The 16207-nt window shown below is 71.0% G+C and carries 11 protein-coding genes and 1 pseudogene; 2 read left to right on the top strand and 10 right to left on the bottom strand.

Annotated features, from left to right (window positions below; genetic code table 11):
- Window positions 1-47 precede the first annotated feature (47 nt).
- Window positions 48-329 (bottom strand): annotated as a pseudogene (locus tag ACGF5O_RS30035) (SpoIIE family protein phosphatase); the annotation flags it as partial.
- 1268 nt (window positions 330-1597) lie between these two features.
- Here ACGF5O_RS30035 and ACGF5O_RS30030 point away from each other — a divergent pair.
- Entirely contained in the window at window positions 1598-1810 is a 213-nt protein-coding gene (locus tag ACGF5O_RS30030) for an e9imm peptide (protein ID WP_393813123.1), read from the top strand.
- Window positions 1811-2315: 505 nt separating this feature from the next.
- The gene (locus ACGF5O_RS30025) at window positions 2316-4979 is read left to right on the top strand and encodes an ABC transporter substrate-binding protein (RefSeq protein ID WP_393813001.1); all 2664 of its coding nucleotides are present in this window, start codon (window positions 2316-2318) and stop codon (window positions 4977-4979) included.
- 307 nt (window positions 4980-5286) lie between these two features.
- On the opposite strand, the gene ACGF5O_RS30020 is transcribed toward ACGF5O_RS30025, so the two are convergent.
- The 9 genes from ACGF5O_RS30020 to ACGF5O_RS29980 form a co-directional block, all read right to left on the bottom strand.
- Window positions 5287-7407, bottom strand: a complete 2121-nt coding sequence (locus tag ACGF5O_RS30020; RefSeq protein WP_393813000.1) for a PQQ-dependent sugar dehydrogenase — start codon at window positions 7405-7407, stop codon at window positions 5287-5289.
- Window positions 7408-7538: 131 nt separating this feature from the next.
- Window positions 7539-8702: a sugar phosphate isomerase/epimerase family protein gene (locus tag ACGF5O_RS30015; protein WP_393812999.1), complete on the bottom strand. Its 1164-nt coding sequence runs from the start codon at window positions 8700-8702 to the stop codon at window positions 7539-7541.
- A gap of 53 nt (window positions 8703-8755) precedes the next feature.
- Window positions 8756-10138, bottom strand: a complete 1383-nt coding sequence (locus ACGF5O_RS30010) for an alkaline phosphatase family protein (RefSeq protein ID WP_393812998.1) — start codon at window positions 10136-10138, stop codon at window positions 8756-8758.
- Complete coding sequence (gene eboE / locus ACGF5O_RS30005; RefSeq protein WP_393812997.1) at window positions 10135-11304, bottom strand: metabolite traffic protein EboE; 1170 nt, start codon at window positions 11302-11304, stop codon at window positions 10135-10137. The genes ACGF5O_RS30010 and eboE overlap by 4 nt, the downstream gene beginning before the upstream one ends.
- Window positions 11305-11307: 3 nt before the next feature.
- On the bottom strand, window positions 11308-12156 hold the full coding sequence (locus tag ACGF5O_RS30000; protein WP_393812996.1) for a TatD family hydrolase: 849 nt from the start codon (window positions 12154-12156) through the stop codon (window positions 11308-11310).
- Entirely contained in the window at window positions 12156-12794 is a 639-nt protein-coding gene (locus tag ACGF5O_RS29995; RefSeq protein ID WP_393812995.1) for an EboA domain-containing protein, read from the bottom strand. The genes ACGF5O_RS30000 and ACGF5O_RS29995 overlap by 1 nt, the downstream gene beginning before the upstream one ends.
- Window positions 12791-13669, bottom strand: coding sequence for a sugar phosphate isomerase/epimerase family protein (locus tag ACGF5O_RS29990; protein WP_393812994.1), 879 nt, complete (start codon window positions 13667-13669; stop codon window positions 12791-12793). The genes ACGF5O_RS29995 and ACGF5O_RS29990 overlap by 4 nt, the downstream gene beginning before the upstream one ends.
- Complete coding sequence (locus tag ACGF5O_RS29985) at window positions 13666-14757, bottom strand: SCO3242 family prenyltransferase (RefSeq protein WP_393812993.1); 1092 nt, start codon at window positions 14755-14757, stop codon at window positions 13666-13668. Before ACGF5O_RS29985 ends, ACGF5O_RS29990 begins: the two co-directional genes overlap by 4 nt.
- Complete coding sequence (locus ACGF5O_RS29980; protein WP_393812992.1) at window positions 14754-15905, bottom strand: inositol-3-phosphate synthase; 1152 nt, start codon at window positions 15903-15905, stop codon at window positions 14754-14756. The genes ACGF5O_RS29985 and ACGF5O_RS29980 overlap by 4 nt, the downstream gene beginning before the upstream one ends.
- Window positions 15906-16207 lie beyond the last annotated feature (302 nt).

Below are 16207 nucleotides of genomic sequence, written 5' to 3'. Positions count from 1 at the left end.
GAGAATATTCCCAGCGGAGGCGCGGGATGCAGGTGCGGGACGCTCACGCTGCCGTCCGCAGCGAGCAGGAGGGGCGCCGGGTGGCCGCAGCTGGTCAGTCGGACGACGGGTTCGTCATCGGGGAACTCCAACAGCAGGGCCGTGACGAAACGCTCCCCGGCCTCGCTCTCCGGTTCGAAGTCGGCGAGGTAGCGGGCGACGCTCCGGTCCAGTGCGGCGGCCAGCTCGGGCAGACCGGCGTGCTGGTGAGCGGCTTCCCGGAAGGCGCCGGGCACAACGGCGGCCTCGCCGATCGCGGACAGGCCCTTGCCCCGCACGTCGCCGATCATCAGGCGGACCGCGTTCCCGCTGTGTGCGGCCGCGTAGAGGTCACCGCCGATCTGGGCCTCGTCCTCGGCGGCCACATAGAGACAGGCGAGCCGCAGCGTCCCCAGCCGGTTCGGCAAGGGCCACAGCAGAACCCGCTGGGCGGCTCCGGCAACCGTTCGCACCTGCGCCAGCCGGCGACTGCCACGGTCCCGCACCGCGCACATGACCACGATCAGGGCGGTGAGCGCGGCAAGGGCGACGATCTGGACGATCAAGCCCCGTGAGATCAGCAGCCCGGAGCGCCAGCCGATGACCGTCTGGGCCGCCACGGCCAGGACTCCGATGCCTCCCGTCGTCCAGGGGCCCTCGAACCACGCGGTGAGGGCGGGGGCGATGACCAGGAGAGGGCCGAGGACGATGTCGGCCGGGGTCACGGTGTCCACGACCGTGACCAGGGCCATGAGCCCGACCGGAATCAGCAGCCCCATGTGACGTGGCTGCCATATCCGCCCCAGGCCGGAAGAACCCGGCTGCCAGGAGCCCACAACTTCCACAGTGGACTGTCGGACAACGATCTGCGAGTGCGCGCGGCGTCGTCGTGTCAGGTGGCCGTCTCCGCAGGACCCCCGCCGGAGGACGCCGAAGGGGGTTCCCACGCATCACGAGCCATCACAGGCATGTCACCAACCCCGTAGACGCTCTCCCGTCACAAGGCCCTGACCTGGGCTTACGCACTCGCCCTGGACCAACTGGACGCCCGCGGACGGCTTCTACGGCCATGTGCCATGCCATACCGCAGGACTCGCACGCCAACATCACAGGTCACCGACCAAGATCCGGACCAGGTGCGGACCAACTCGGCTCAGCAGCAGACGATTCCACCCTTTGCCGCAGGTCAGAGGCGGCGTTGAGCGTGTACCACCAGCAGACGAAGAACCTGCTGGTCTCGTACTCGCCGAAGAAGCTGGGCTTCTTCTGGAGACACGGAAAAAGGGCGCCTGAGCCGGGAAATCTCCCGTCAGGCGCCCTTCTCGGTCACTGTTCACGTGATTCCCAAGGTGGTCAGCGGCCGTCTGGTGTCTCGGCTGTGCTTGCGCAATCCGGCAGCGAGGTTGTCGGAGTTGGTGAGGCGGTGTGCTGCGGCCGGCCGGGAGGACGACTTCGCGAAGGTCCCGCCTTGGACATGACCCGCGAGGATGAGACGGCGGCCGTTGCGCTACCCACCCCAGAAACCGACAACGCGATACTCAGGGACCTGTTGTGGGAGGTTGCGGCATACGTCGACCTTCTGGGTGAAGCGGAGCTCGCCGATCCTCCGATTACGACGGCCTCGGACTACGCGTCGGACGAAGAGGTGGCCGGCTGGCTGGACGGACTCGACAGAGCCCTGGCATGCCCTTCGGGGCACGTAAGCGGCTTGATCTTCTGGCCGCCGCCGCGGGAGCTTTCGGCTGACGAGGTGGTCGATCGGGCCCGGGCGTATCGGCCGATCGCCTTGTAGGTCGGGGCTCGACTCCGAAGCCGGGCGAAGCCAGATGACCAGAGCTGCGGTGGGCGCGGTGCCGAGGAAGACGTAGCCGCGCTTGCCATGGCGAGTGGCCACGGCCCGAGATGCTTCAGCCTGTTGATCGCTCGTTCGACGATGTTGCGCTTCTTGTAACGCTCCTCGGTGAAGCCGGCTGGCCGTCTCCTCCTGGATCGTGTGCCGGATGCCCCGCCGCCGCGGGTACTCGCGGCAACGGCCGTTGCCGTACCCCTTGTCCGCCGCGCGATGGTGGAGTCCACCGAGATGTCCCAGTTCGTCTCGCCCGCGACGTCACCTCGCCCTCCAGGTCGGGAAGGCGCGTCCAGGGCACAGAAGCTCCTGTCTCCCTAACGCGATTCCGCCATCCACTACCTCGGAAACAGCCTGAATCACTCATTAGTCGTCAGTAACCGATATGGCGCATTTTCGCTAGCATCTTTCATGACATGTTGACCTCCCGCTTCCCCGAGGGAGGAACTGCGTGCCCAACTCCCCCACGCCCACGGACCCGCCCCCGCGATACCCCAGGTGGTCGGATCGCCTCATACGTCAGCTCGACACCTTCGCGGCCACGCGGTCCCGTGCCGAGAAGGTGCCTGCCCTGGTCCTCACCAGGCAGGACGGCGGCGACGTCCGGGCACCGGCCTTCATGGTCCGAGAGTACGAGCACCGACTGTCCCGACGACGGGGCAACCCTCATTTCCAGGTGCCGCACGCCGTCGTCGACGACGCGGAGCTGAGCGGAGGCTTCCTCGCCGCGATCGACCGAGTCGGACTGCGGTTCCAGCTCACCATGCCGTCGGGAAGACTGCGGTTGCCGGCCTTTCACACCTGCCGGGCCGTACTGGACTCCGAACGCGGCACGGGCGACTTCCAGGCCCAGCAGCAGCCGATCCTCGACGACCTGTACACAGCGCTGCTCAAAAGGCGGAAGACGCTGCGTGCCTGCGCTCGCCTCGCGGACTTCCTGGGCCAGCATCTCCTGACCGGCTGGCTGCAGGGACTCGTGGCAGCTCTGATCGTGGGCTTTCCCAAGCTCTGTTACCGGCTCCACCTGCGGCACTGGGGCCTGCAATGGGTCGCGGACGAAGCGAACGCGACCTGCTTCCTGGACGCCGCGCTCGCCTTCTGCCAGGACGGCGAGCTGGACCGGGAAGACCCGCGCGTGCGACGGATCCTCTTGCGCGCGCTGCTCACCGATCTGCGGAAAGCGACCCGGAGGAGGACCTGGCTGAGTCATCTCTGGGCACGGCGCCGGTGGTCCTTCGTCGTCCTCGTTCCCGAGATCGACGACACGGACGGCCCCGGCCGCGCCTTCCTCGGCACGTTCGAGGAACTCGCCGGTGACCATCCGTCCAAGCCGCTGCTCGTCCTGGCCGCCTGCGCGGGTCCGCCTCCGGACTACGCCGCACCTCTGGGCGCCGACCCCGACCGGCCCAACGGCATTGCCGACAAGGTCTTCACGTTCCTCAACGAGGGCAGTGACGAGCCGGTACGCCTGGTCACGCTGCCCGCCGAGGACGACACGGAGGGCACGGCCAAGACGAAGATCGACACCCACTGGGGCGTCATGGCTCGCCGGGACCACCCGATCGACTGGTTGCGTCCTGCCGCTCTGCCCGTCATGGCCGCGGCGACCGCGGGCATCCTCCTGGCCCCGCACTACCTCTGGCCCGCTCCGCCCCCCGCGCCTCCCTCATGCGTCACGGTCAGGACCGGTGAGCGCGTGGGCGTCACCGACGGCAGCCAATGCGATCTGGCCGTACCGGGAGACCGCGGAAAGGAACTGCGGGACCTGGAGCACCGGGTCGCGAAGGAGAACGCCCAGATCCCGGACGGGCGTTACCGCACCCTGGTCTTCCTCGCTCCCCTGAGTCTGCAGAACGGCGTGTACGACGATCCGCCGATCGGCCTGCAGATCCTGCGCGGCGCCATCGCCCAGCAGCACAGGCTCAACACCGGGGTCCGTCAGAACAAGATGCCGATCCGCCTGCTCATCGCCAACACCGGCCAGTACTTCCAGTACGGCGCGCACAGCGCCGCAGCTCCGCAGGATCCCGACGTCGCACAGATGATCATCAGCCGTCAGCGGCAGGACCACATAGCCGCGGTCATCGGCATCACCCAGAGCCGCCCCGAGTCGCTGAACGCGGTCCGGGAACTCGACCGGGCCAGCATCCCGGTCATCGCGAACGGTGTGTCCGGAAGCACCATGGTCGGCCCCGACTCGCCGCAGCGGTACTTCCAGATCTCGGCGCCCGACGGGCGAGTCGCGCCGGTCCTCGCCGACTTCATCCGCCACTCTCCCGCGGTCCGCGGACTCACGAGCGGCACACCGCACGCCGTGGTCGTGTACGACCCGACCGACACGGCCTTCAGTACGGACCTCAGGAACCTGTTCGTCGCCGCCTATCGCGGACACGGCGGTATCGACGAGATCAAGTACAGCGAAAAGCCCGGGGCGACCACACCGGAGAACATCGCGAGCGAAGTGTGCGACAAGGTCGCCGCGACCCACGGGATCGTGGTCTACCTCGCCCGGTCCGGTGTGCTTCCCAGCCTCCTCAACGCGATGCAGAGTGCGGGCGGTCAGTGCCAGCCACCGCAAGGCACGACCATCCCGATGATCACCGAGAGCTCCCCCATCGACTTCCAGCTTCATCCCGAACAAACGGCGCGCGCCTACCCGTACATGACTCTCTTCTACGAGACGACGAACGCCCCCACCCCGGACTCCCGCGATCCCTATGCCCAGTTCGCCCAGGACTTCACCACCGTCTTCGGCGGACGCAGCGCGGACGCGGACGCCGCCGGCGGCTTCGACACCGTGGGGGTCGTCAGCAAGGTGATCGAGGACCTGCTGCCGGCTTCCGACGACGTCCAGCCCAACGACATCTACCTGTGGCTCACCGCCCACGGTGTGTCCCAGTACCCCGGCGCCTCCGGCGTACTGCAACTGGACGGCAAGAACAAATACCCGCCCGACAAGGCGGTGTTCATCCGCGAGATCGCCCAACCGAGCGGCACCACGGCCACGCTGCTCAGCTGCGGAGTCCTACCCGACCGGCAGAACCCCGCGAAGTGGGGCACCCCTCCCGACACCTTCCCCTGTCCCAGGGACAAGACCGCGGCGGCTTCCCCATGAGAGGTTCCCGCTCCGGTTCGCGCCGGGCACGCCTTCCCACGGGCGGGCCGGAAGGCGCGTAATCAGGGGGGACGAGCACCGTGAAGCGAACGGCCGCATTACTGCCCCGGCGTCGTCCACGGCGTCCTCATCGAGACCGGGCCTTCCTCGGCCTGCCACCCTCAAACGCCGAGGGTGCGACGAGCGCGATCGACCTCTGTGTCCGCTCGCCCCGCCATTCGCTGGGCCTTCCGAACCAGCCAGGCGAAAGCGACGACGGGGCGCCCCCCGCTTTGGGTTGGCGCCCCGCAGCTGTGTCTCGGTCAGGTCAGCCGGCCGGGGTCAGCGCGACCTCGGCGCTGCCCGAGAGGGCCGGGAGGCCGGCCGGCGGGGAGTCCGTGTAGGTGGCGTTGAAGACCGCCTTCAGGTTGTCCGCACCGGCGTGTCCACCGTCCACGAACGTTTCGAAGGATCCGGAGCAGCCGCTGCTCGAAGACAGCGGGTGGCCGTGCGAGTCGTGGCCGAGGATGAACGAGACGGTGACCTTCGAGCAGTCCACCGGCTGGTCGTCGGTGATGGTGACCTGCCAGGTGACCGTGTCACCCCAGTGGAACGCCGTGCCGCCGTGCGGAGCCGGGTCGGTGGTGAGCGAGACGACCGGCGCCTTGTTCCCGACCACGACGGGAACGGACGCGGAGGCCGAACGTCCGGTGCTGTCGGTGACCTTCAGCGTGGCGTCGTAGACGCCGTTCTTGTCGAAGGTGTGCCTCGGGTCGGCCTCCCTGGAGTCCACGGTGCCGTCGGCGTCGAAGTCCCACGCGTAGCGCAGGGCGTCGCCGTCGGCGTCCTTCGTGCCGGCGCTGGAGAACTGGACCGTCAGCGGGCTGGTGCCGTTGACCGCGTCCGCGGCGACCTTGGGCTCCGGGGTGCGGTTCCCGCGGGTGAAGTCGATGCGGGAGAGCTGGGCCTCGGGCAGTTCCGCGAAGTACCCGGTGCCGTACTCCAGGACGTACAGCGCGCCGTCCGGGCCGAACTCGGCGTCGATCGGGCCGTCCGTCGTGATCGAGGGGATCGCGTCCTCGATCTTCTGGACCTCGTTCTTCTTGCCGAGGGTGATGGCCTTCATCTGGTCGCGGGTCCACTCGTAGAAGAGCGGCTTTCCGTCGAAGTACTGGGGCCAGCGGTTCTGGGCCGTGTTCCGCTTGTCGTAGCGGTACGCCGGGCCGCCCATGGGTCCGATGCCGCCCGTGCCGAGTTCGGGGAACGTGTCGGAGGCTCCGTAGCCGTAGACGATCTCCGCGTCCGTGACCGGTGGCAGCTCGCTGCGGCCGGTGTTGTGGCGGGAGTCGTTGACCGGCTTGGCGCAGTCGAAGGCGCCGCCCGAGGTCTGGGTCGCGAAGTCGTAGTCCTGGTAGGGCTGGTCCCGGGTGACGCAGAACGGCCATCCGTAGTTGGCGGGGCGGTCGATGACCATCCAGCGTCCCTGGCCGGCGGGGCCGCGACCGGGGTTGGCGTTGTTGGCGTCGGGCGAGTAGTCGCCGAGGTACAGCGCGCCGGTCCTGTCGTCCACGGCGAAGCGGAACGGGTTGCGCAGGCCCATGGCGTAGATCTCGGGACGGGTCTTCGGGGTGCCCGGCGCGAAGAGGTTGCCGTCCGGGACGGTGTAACCGCCATTCGGCTTGGCCTTGATGCGCAGGACCTTGCCTCGCAGGTCGTTCGTGTTGCCCGCGGTGCGCCGCGCGTCGTAGGCCGGGTTGCGGTCGGGGCGGTCGTCGAGGGGGGCGTAGCCGTCGGAGGAGAACGGGTTGGAGTCGTCACCGGTCGACAGGAACAGGTTGCCCTTGTGGTCGAAGTCGATCTTGCCGCCGACGTGACAGCAGATGCCGCGGTCGGCGGGGACGTCGATGACCTTCTGCTCGGTGGCGAAGTCCAGCTTGTTGCCCACCAGTTTGAACCGCGACAGCCGTGTGACGCCCTTGTACCGGGCGAAGTCCACCGCCGTCCCGAACTGCGGTGCGTCCCCCTCGTTGACGCCCGGGGTGGCCGGGTCGTCCATCGGGGTGTCGAGGCGCGGCGAGTAGTAGAGGTAGACCCAGTGGTTCTTGGCGAAGCCCGGGTCGACGGCGATGCCCTGCACGCCCTCCTCGTCGTGCTGGTAGAGCCCGGCGGGGCTCTTCTTCATGTCTGCGGCCAGGAAGTTCACGCCGCTGCGGGGGTCGTGGATCCGGACCTCTCCGGTGCGCGCCGTGTGCAGGACCCGCCGGTCGGGCAGGACGGCCAGGGCCATGGGCTCACCCGGGCGGTCGTTGAGGGTGACCTTCTGGAAGTCCGACGAGGCCGGCGGTGCGGGGTCCGATGTGGTGGCCTGGGCCGGGGAGAGCGGCAGGAGCCCGACGGCTCCGGCCAACGCAGCCGCCCCCATGAGGGTGACGATCCGTCTGTTGCGCACTCAGAACTCCTTCGGTCTGGTGATGGCTGATCAAAAACCGCGGAAGGTACCTGCGTTGGACGCCAGGGCACCCACCGCTCGGGGCCCGCCCGGCGTCGATACGCCGGGCGGGACTCCTGGGTGGTTCTCCCTCAGTTACACGCGCGCAGGGCCGCGAGGTTGTCGTAGCCGATCCGGGCGAACTCCAGGGACTGGCCGGGGACGCTCGTGCTCGGCGCGTTGTCCTGCTCGACCATCGGGTTGTGGTAGTTCTTCGCGCCCACCCGGGTGAAGAACCTGCGGTAGTCGATGTCGCCCGTGCCGAACGGCACCATGTCGTAGCCCAGGCCGCTCTGGGTGTTCACGACGCCGTCCTTGGCGTGGAAGAGCGGGAAGCGGTTGGTGTTGCGGACCACGAGTGCGGCCGGGTCGAAGACGTCCTCCTGCTGCGAGCCGTCGTGGGCGGTGTACGTGTGGAACTTGTACTGGGCCACGTGTGCCCAGAAGACGTCCAGTTCCAGGTAGACGTTCTTGCGGTCGGTCGTCTTCAGGAAGTACTCCAGCTTCCGGGTGCCGGAGCTGCGGGTCGGACGGCCCTGGGAGTCGAGCGGGCCGCCGTCGAGCAGGAAGTCGTAGGCGCTGTCGTGGTTGTGGGTGTAGAGCTTGATGCCCTCCCTGCGGGCGATGGCACCCAGGGTGTTCCACTTCTGCGCGGCGGCGTCCCAGTCGGCCCGGTAGGGGGTGTTGGTGGGGTCGGCGCCGGTGCCCATGTGCTCCATGCCGAGGATGTTGGCGATCTCCAGCCAGCGCTTGAAGGCGTCCACGTCGGAGGGTGTCAGGGGCCAGGACGGCGGGATGAAGCCGTGGCTGCCCTGCGCCCTCAGCCCGTACTCGTCGAGCCAGGAGCGCAGCAGCTTGGCGCCCTGGACGGTGCCCAGGTCGGCGCCGCCGGGCGCGTTGGCGTGCTGGCCGTAGCCGGCGAACTCCACCTGGCGGTAGCCGAAGCGCGACAGCTGCCGGAACACCTCGCGGAAACCGGAGGGCAGGTCGGAGGCGAGCGGGTCGCGGCCGGTGGCGTCACGGACGGTGTAGAGGATGATGCCGCGCTTGTCCGGCGGGACCAGGGTGGCACGGCCCCGGTCGTGGCCGGCGGCTTCCGATCTGCCCTGCGCCAGGGCGGGGGCGGCGCCGAGGACGGGGGCGGCGATCGCCCCGGCCGTGACGGCCGTGCAGGTGCTGAGGAAACGGCGGCGGTTGACGCCGAGGGTGCGGCGCAGGGCGTCGCCGGTGACGGCTTCGTCGTTGAACGCGGTCACAGTGGTTCTCTCTTTCGTCGTCGCGGTGCTGCGGGTGCCTGTCGGCCGCCGTCTCAGGAGAGTCCGGCGAGCCTCAGGAGAAGGGACTTCACTTCGGTGGCCGCTACGCGGCCGGATACTGCGCGGGGGGTGGAGACCAGGACGAGCGGACCTTCTTCGTCGCTCGCGGGGCGGCGGCCGTGGCTGCCGCGCATGGGTGAGGGGTCGAGGGGTACGACGGCGAGCCGGTACCGCATGCCGAGCTTCTTGCGGGCCACCGCCTTGGCGGCTTTGAGCCGCACGTAGGGATCGCCGGGGTCCATGAACAGCTCGACGGGGTCGTAGCCGGGTTTGCGGTGGATCTCGACGAGCTGGGCGAAGTCGGGGGCGCGGGCGTCGTCGAGCCAGTAGTAGTACGTGAACCAGGCGTCCGGGGCGGCGACCGCCACCAGTTCGCCGGAGCGCGGGTGGTCGAGTCCGTTCGCCTTCTTGCCGTCGTCGTCGAGGATCTCCTCGATGCCGGGGAGGTCCTGGAGCGCCTCGCGGGTGGCTGCCAGGTCCTCGGGCCGGCGGACGTAGACGTGCGCCAGCTGGTGGTCGGCGACGGCGAAGGCGCGGGAGGCCATCGGGTCGAGGTACTCCATGCCGTGCTGGGTGTGGACCTCCAGCAGCCCGGCGCGCCGCAGGGCGCGGTTGATGTCCACGGGACGGCTGACCGGGGTGATGCCGTACTCGGACAGGGCTACGACCGTGCGGCCCTCGGCGCGGGCGTCGTCGAGCAAGGGGCCGATGACGGCGTCGAGTTCGGCGGCGGCGCGGTGGGAGCGGGGGTCGTCGGGGCCGAACCGCTGGAGGTCGTAGTCGAGATGGGGCAGGTAGCACAGGGTCAGGTCGGGCCGTCGGGTGCGCATGACGTGGCGGGTCGCGTCGGCGATCCACTGACTTGAGACGATGTCCGCGCCCGGTCCCCAGAAGTGGAAGAGCGGGAAGGTGCCGAACTTCTCGGTGAGTTCGTCGTGCAGGGCTGCCGGGCGGGTGTAGCAGTCGGGTTCCTTGCGTCCGTCGGAGTAGTAGACGGGACGGGGGGTGACGGTGATGTCGGTGTCGGCTCCCATGGCGTACCACCAGCAGATGTTGGCGACCGTGTAGCCGGGGTGGGCGCGGCGCGCCGCGTCCCAGAGTTTGTCGCCGGCGACCAGTCCGTTGTGCTGGCGCCACAGGAGTACGTCGCCGAGCTCGCGGAAGTACCAGCCGTTTCCGACGATGCCGTGCTCGGCGGGAAGCTCGCCGGTGAGGAAGGTGGACTGTGCGGTGCAGGTGACGGCCGGGAGCACGGTGGACAGGTTCGCCCGCGAGCCGGAGGCGGCCAGCGCCTTGAGGCGGGGCATGCGGTCGAGGAGACGCGGGGTGAGGCCGACCACGTCGAGGACCAGGAGCGGAGTCGGGTGGATGCTCACGGCAGCTCCTTCAGGCCGAGGCCGGTGAGCAGGTCGCGGGCGAGGGCCAGTTCGGCCGCGATGCCCTCCACGAGCTGGGTTCTGGTGCGGGGGCGCAGTTTCGGCGGGAGGGCCTGCCAGGTGTAGGTCTCGACTTCGAGGTGGCGGGTGCGGGGCTCCGTGCCGCCCACGAGCAGGGCCAGGGCGTCCTGGAGCACGTGCAGGGTGGAGGTGAGCGGTGCGGCGGGCGGGGCGTGCAGGGGGACGTGGAAGTGGGCGCGCCAGGGTGTGTCGTCGGGCAGGGCGTCGCCGGCCAGTGCCTCGCCGAGGTCGTCGGTGCCGTGCAGACCGGCCGGCGTGCGGGCGCGGGTCTGGTGCAGGAAGCGCGGTTCGGCGAAGGCCGCGAGGGCGTCGCGGACCTCCGGCAGACGGGGGTCCTCGGCGTGCAGGGCGGCCGACAGCTGCGCCTTGGGGACGCCGATACCCGCCGCGTCGAGCGCGGTCAGTGCGGTGGCCGGGTCCTCGAAGGAGGTCGCGAGATGGCAGGTGTCGACGCACACGCCGATACGGTCGCCGGGCAGGGCGGTGAGCGGTCCGATCGCGTCCGCGGTCGTCTCCACCGTGCAGCCGGGCTCCGGTTCGAGGGCGACGCGGACCGATTTACCGGTCAGTTCCTCCAGCGCGTCGAGCCGCTCCGCCAAGGTGGTCAGCGCGGCACCGGCGGTGGCGGCGGCGCGTTCGTCGTAGTCGGTCCGCCAGGCCAGCGGCAGGGTGGAGATGGTCCCCTCGGTGACGTCGTCCGGTAGCAGCTCCGTCAGGAGCCGGGCCAGGCCGGTGGTGTACGCGAGGCGTTCGGTGTCGGCCCAGTCGGGCTTGTAGACGCGGTACTTGACCTCGTCCGCGCCGAATCCCTCGTAGGGGAATCCGTTGAGGGTGACGACTTCGAGGCCGCGCCGGTTCAGCTCGGCCCGGAGCCGCCGCAGCGCCGCCGGGTCGGCGATCAGCGCGCGTGCGGCGTCGCCGGCGAGCCACAGGCCGATGCCGAGGCGGTCGCGTCCCAGGGCTCTGCGCACCGGCTCGCAGTGGTCGCGGAGTTGGGCGAGGACACCGTCGAGGGTCTCGGCGGGGTGGACGTTGGTGCAGTAGGCGAGGTGCACCGTCGAGCCGTCGGCATGGCGGAAACGCATGGCTCACTCCCCGCCGCGCAGGACGGAGTTGCCTTCGTGCAGGCCTTCCGGCTTCGGGACGTCGAGCCGGAGACGGCCGCTGAGTCCGTAGAAGGCCGCCGGGTTGCGCCACAGCACCTGGTCGACGTCGTCCTCGCCGAAGCCGGCCGCGAGCATGGCGTCGGCGACCTTGCGGGTCTTCAGCGGGTCGCTCTTTCCCCAGTCGGCGGCCGAGTTGACGAGGACCTTCTCCGTCCCGTACGTCTTCAGGATCGCGACCATGCGGTCCTCGTCCATCTTGGTGTCCGGGTAGACGGAGAAGCCGAGCCAGCAGCCGCTGTCCTTCGCGTGCTCGACGGTCGTCTCGTTGAGGTGGTCGAGCAGCACCCGCTCCACCGGCAGGCTCGACTCGCGTACGACGTCGAGGGTGCGGTGCAGACCGGCGAGCTTGTCCCGGTGGGGCGTGTGGACCAGGGCGGGCAGGCCGTGGGCGGCGGCGAGCTGGAGCTGGGCGGCCACCGCGGTGTCCTCGGCCGGTGTCATGGAGTCGTAGCCGATCTCACCGACGGCGACGACGCCGTCCTTGGCCAGGTAGCGGGGCAGGGCGTCCAGGACCGGCGTGCAGCGTGGGTCGTTGGCCTCCTTGGGGTTGAGCGCGAGGGTGCAGTGGTGGGCTATGCCGTACTGGGCCGCGCGGAAGGGTTCCCAGCCGAGGAGGGCGTCGAAGTAGTCGTAGAAGCTGGCCGGAGCGGTGCGAGGCTGCCCGAGCCAGAAGGACGGTTCGACGACGGCGCGTACACCGGCGGCATACATCGCCTCGTAGTCGTCGGTGGTGCGGGACGTCATGTGGATGTGCGGGTCGAAGATACGCATCACAGCTCCTTGGGCTCTTCGCCCGTCAGGGTCAGCGCGCGACCGAGGTCGTCGGGGACGTCGCGGCCGGCGGCCGTCCGCTCGGCGGCGTAGTCGGTGAGCATGCGGGCCAGTTCGCCGTCGCCGGCCGCGCGTTGCGCCAGGCTCGCGACCGCGTCGAGGGTGACGCCGGTGAACAGGCACTTCAGGACGGCGTGCCGCCAGGCGTGCGGGGCGAGGTGCGCGGCGGTGTAGGGGCCGACGGCGGCGGCGACGAGCCGGGTGTCGTTGCTGCGCAGGGCGTCCTCGACGAGGTGCAGGGCGTGCGGTCCGTCGACCAGCATCGGAAGGGCCCGGAGCACGGCGCGGCGTTCGGCGGCACTGCCGTGCCGGTAGAGCCGGGTCAGGGTCTCCAGTCCCGCCCGGGCCTCGGTCAGCAGCAGCGTGCGGACGGCGTCCGCGTTGTCATGGCCGCAGTGCCGTCCCGCGGCGGCGAACCGCAGCTCCCAGGTATCGGCCGCGTACGGGGCGGGCGCTGTCGGGGGTGTTGTCGGTCCGCGCGCGGCGTCGGCCAGCGCCTCGCCCAGCCAGGCGCGCGCCGCGTCGTCCGGCAGCCGGGCCTCGACATCGGCGCGGGTCCGGGGAAGTGGGTGCGTCATGTGGCGGGCGCTCCCTTCACGGTCGTGGCCGTCGCGGTCCGCAGGAACTCGACGGAGGACCGGGCCAGCTCCGGCCCCGCGTGGGAGTGCCGGGGCAGCTCGACGACGGTGAGGCCCCGGTAGCCGGTGTCGGCGAGTGCGTCCAGCACGGACGGAAAGTCGATCTCGCCGTCGCCCAGGGGCAGATGCTCGTGCACCCCGCGGCGCATGTCCTCGATCTGCACGTGCCGCAGCCAGGGCGCCGCCTCCCGGACACACTCGGCGGGCGTGGCCGGCTCCAGGCACTGGCAGTGGCCGATGTCGAGGGTCAGGCCGAGCGGAGAAGGGTCGCCGAGCACGGTGCGCAGGTGATGGAAGTCGGCGAGGGTGGCGAGGAGGTGTCCCGGTTCGGGTTCGATCGCGATCGGCACGCCGGTGGCGGCCGCCGCGTCGAGGACGGGAAGCAGCGCCTCCCGAAGGCGCCGCCACGCGGTGTCGTCGTCGGTGCCGGGCGGGGTGATGCCGCTGAAGCAGTGCACGGCGTGGGCCCCGAGGTCCGCCGCGACCCGGACCGCCCTGAGCAGCAGCCGGGTGCGGGCGGCACGGCCCTCGGTGTCCGCGTCGAGCAGCGACGGACCGTGCTTGCGGCGCGGGTCGAGCACGTAACGCGCGCCGGTCTCGACGGTCGCGGTGAGACCGAGTTCGCCGAGCCGGCGGGCGACCCGGGCGGTACGGGCGGCGAGATCGTCCGCGAGCGGGTCGAGATGCATGTGGTCGAGCGTGAGTCCGACGCCGTCGTAGCCCAGGTCCGCGAGCAGGCCGAGGGCGTCGTCGAGACGGAGGTCGGTGAGGCCGTTGGTGCCGTAGCCGAGGCGCAGTCGCTGCCGGCCGCTCATGTGGGGCTCACCTTCCGGGCGAGGGCACGGGCCGCGGGCGCGAGCCCGAGCACGGCGAGTGCGGTGCCGTTCGCCCCGGACCGGGCGGCGAGCGCGGCCTGGAGCGGGATCATGGCGCGGATGCCGCCGCCGACGGCGCGCTGCGTGAGCGGTGGGGACGGGTTGAGGGCGGCGTGCAGCCAAGGACCGGCGGCGGTGCGGACGTACGCGGCGGCCGACAGCGCCGGGACGGGTCCTGCCGCCGCGCGGGTCCGGGACAGCAGCAGACCGAGCGTGGCCGTCAGGCCGAGCGCGGCGAGGGGGGTGCGCGTCGAACCGCCGGGCGCCTCGTGCCGCGAGACGGCGGTGACGGCGTAGGTGTGGGCGGCCAGCACGGCGGCCGGAGCCGCGGCGCGGAGGGCGGTACCCGGCGTGGCAGGAGCTGCTCCGCTCCGCCCTTTCCCGTGCCCTCTCCCCCGGCGGCCCGGCATCGCGGACGGTGGGGGGTCGGCGGCTCTGCGGGCGGTCGGCGTCATGGTGGGCGCGGACAGGGTTGCCGTCGCGCCGAGCAGGAGGTCCAGGGCGCGGGCCGCGGCCATCGCCGCCGGGGCTGCGGGGGTGCGCTTCAACCGGAGGTCGTACGCCCAGACCGTGGCGGTCAGGGTCGTCGCCACCGCGAGTGCGGGCCGGCCGGCGCGGGCGGCGGACGTCAGGCCCGCCGCGGTCAGGAGTCCGGCCGCCGTCAGCGCCGCCGTCGGGGAGATACGGCCGGAGGGAACGGGCCGGTGGGGGCGGTCGAGAGCGTCCTCGTCGCGGTCGGCCCAGTCGTTGAGTGCCATGCCCGCCTCGTAGAGGAAGAGCGAGGCGCACACGGCGTACGCCGTGCCCCGGTTGGGCCGCAGTCCGGTGGCCGCGGCGCCGGCGAGGGCGTCGCCCGGCACGGTGAACAGCGCGGAGACGCGGAGCAGTTCGGCCCAGTCCCGCAGCCGCGCCCGGGGCCCGCGCCGCGGTGCGGTGCCTACGGGACCCCGGCCGTTTCCGGCTGCGGTGGACTCCGGGGCGCCGGTGGGCGCGGGTGGGGCCGGAGCGGGCGGAGCGGAGCGGATCACTTCGTCCCCCGCAGTCGGTCGGCGAACGACAGCAGGGCGGTGAACTGCTCCGAGAGGCCCGACGGGCCGCCGTCGGGATCCTTGAAGTAGAAGCCGAGTTCCGGGAGCGGGCCGGACAGGCCCACCTCGTGGGAGCGGGCGGCCAGGCGGGCCAGGTCCAGGACGAGCGGTGCCGCCAGGGCCGAGTCGCAGCCCTGCCAGATGGTCTGGAGGATCATGCGCGAGCCCAGGAAGCCTTCGAAGGCGATGTGGTCCCAGGCGGTCTTCCAGTCGCCGAGCACCGGTACGTCGTCGATGTGCACCTCGCCCTGCGGGGTGTGCCCGAGGACGTCGGTCAGGACGCGTTCCTTGCCGGCGTTCTTCGCCGCGGCCGCGCCGGGATCGGCCAGCGCCGCCCCGTCCCCGCCGCCCAGCAGGTTGGTGCCGGACCAGGCCCTTACCTTCAGGACGCGCTGGACGAACATCGGGGCGAGCACGGCCCGCAGCAGCGTCTGGCCGGTCTTGCCGTCACGGCCCGCGTACGGAAGTCCGGCGGCCGCGGCGGCTGTGGTGAGCGCCGGGGTGTGCAGCCCGGTGGACGGTGTGAAGTTGACGTAGGGGCAGCCGGTCCGCAGGGCGGCGGCCGCGTAGAGGGAGCTGGGCGGCAGTCGCGGGTCTTCGGGTGCGGGCGGCGGTTCCGTGGAGGAGACGTTGACGACGACCACCCGTGCCAGTGCGTTGCGCACGCGGAACGAGGTGAGGTCGGCGGCGAAGTCCGCGACGAGTTCCTCGTCGCCGCGCGTGTCGCCCGGGAGCGGGCCACCGGGCCGTATCTCCTCGTCCGCGGCCCGGAGTTCGGCGTGCACGGTCGCGGCGAGTCCGTGCGGCAGGACGCCGGCGTCGGTGAGCTGGTCGGCCCGTTTGGGCAGCGGGCAGTGGGCGGTGTCGTGGCCGCCGAAGACGAGCGAGGACAGGGACGGCAGGCCGGTGCCGTCGAACGGTGGTGTCTCGGTGACCATGCCGGTCGGTCGGTGCAGTCCGGCGGTGACCGCCGCGCATCCGGCGACGGCGGTGGTGGCCACCGATCCGCGGGCTCCGACGAACCAGACGCCGGTGCGTGCGGTCTGCCCACCGGTCCGGGGCTTCGATGCGTTCCCGTCGTTGTTCACGGGTGCCTCCCTGCCATGTCGATGTTCCGTTGCGGTTGGAGGACGGTGGGCGGGTGCGGGGCTGGTTTCCCCGCCCACCGTCGGCACAGGAGCGGGCCTTGGCCGCGGCCCGGGAGAGCGACTCCGTGGCGGGCGTGGTTACGGCGAAGGAGTCGGCGGTGAGTCGTGCGGGATTCGTGGCGGCGGCCGGCCGTGTGCTGTGCACGGATGGCGTCCGGCAGACGGAGCGGTGAGCAGTGCCACCGGTGGGGTGTGCGCCGTCACTGTCGGACCACTGTGTGGCGCCTGTGTCTGAGACGGGA

The organism is Streptomyces sp. NPDC048291 (assembly GCF_043201715.1).
GTDB lineage: Bacteria > Actinomycetota > Actinomycetes > Streptomycetales > Streptomycetaceae > Streptomyces.
The sequence above is the reverse complement of the archived record's forward strand: the minus strand, read 5'-3'. Positions and strand labels throughout refer to the sequence as shown.

Bases quoted from the DNA above. Each gene is read 5' to 3' on its own strand.
- eboE (WP_393812997.1), bottom strand. From the start codon at position 11,304: ATGCGTTTCCGCCATGCCGACGGCTCGACGGTGCACCTCGCCTACTGC.
- ACGF5O_RS30000 (WP_393812996.1), bottom strand. From the start codon at position 12,156: ATGCGTATCTTCGACCCGCACATCCACATGACGTCCCGCACCACCGAC.
- ACGF5O_RS29995 (WP_393812995.1), bottom strand. From the start codon at position 12,794: ATGACGCACCCACTTCCCCGGACCCGCGCCGATGTCGAGGCCCGGCTG.
- ACGF5O_RS29990 (WP_393812994.1), bottom strand. From the start codon at position 13,669: ATGAGCGGCCGGCAGCGACTGCGCCTCGGCTACGGCACCAACGGCCTC.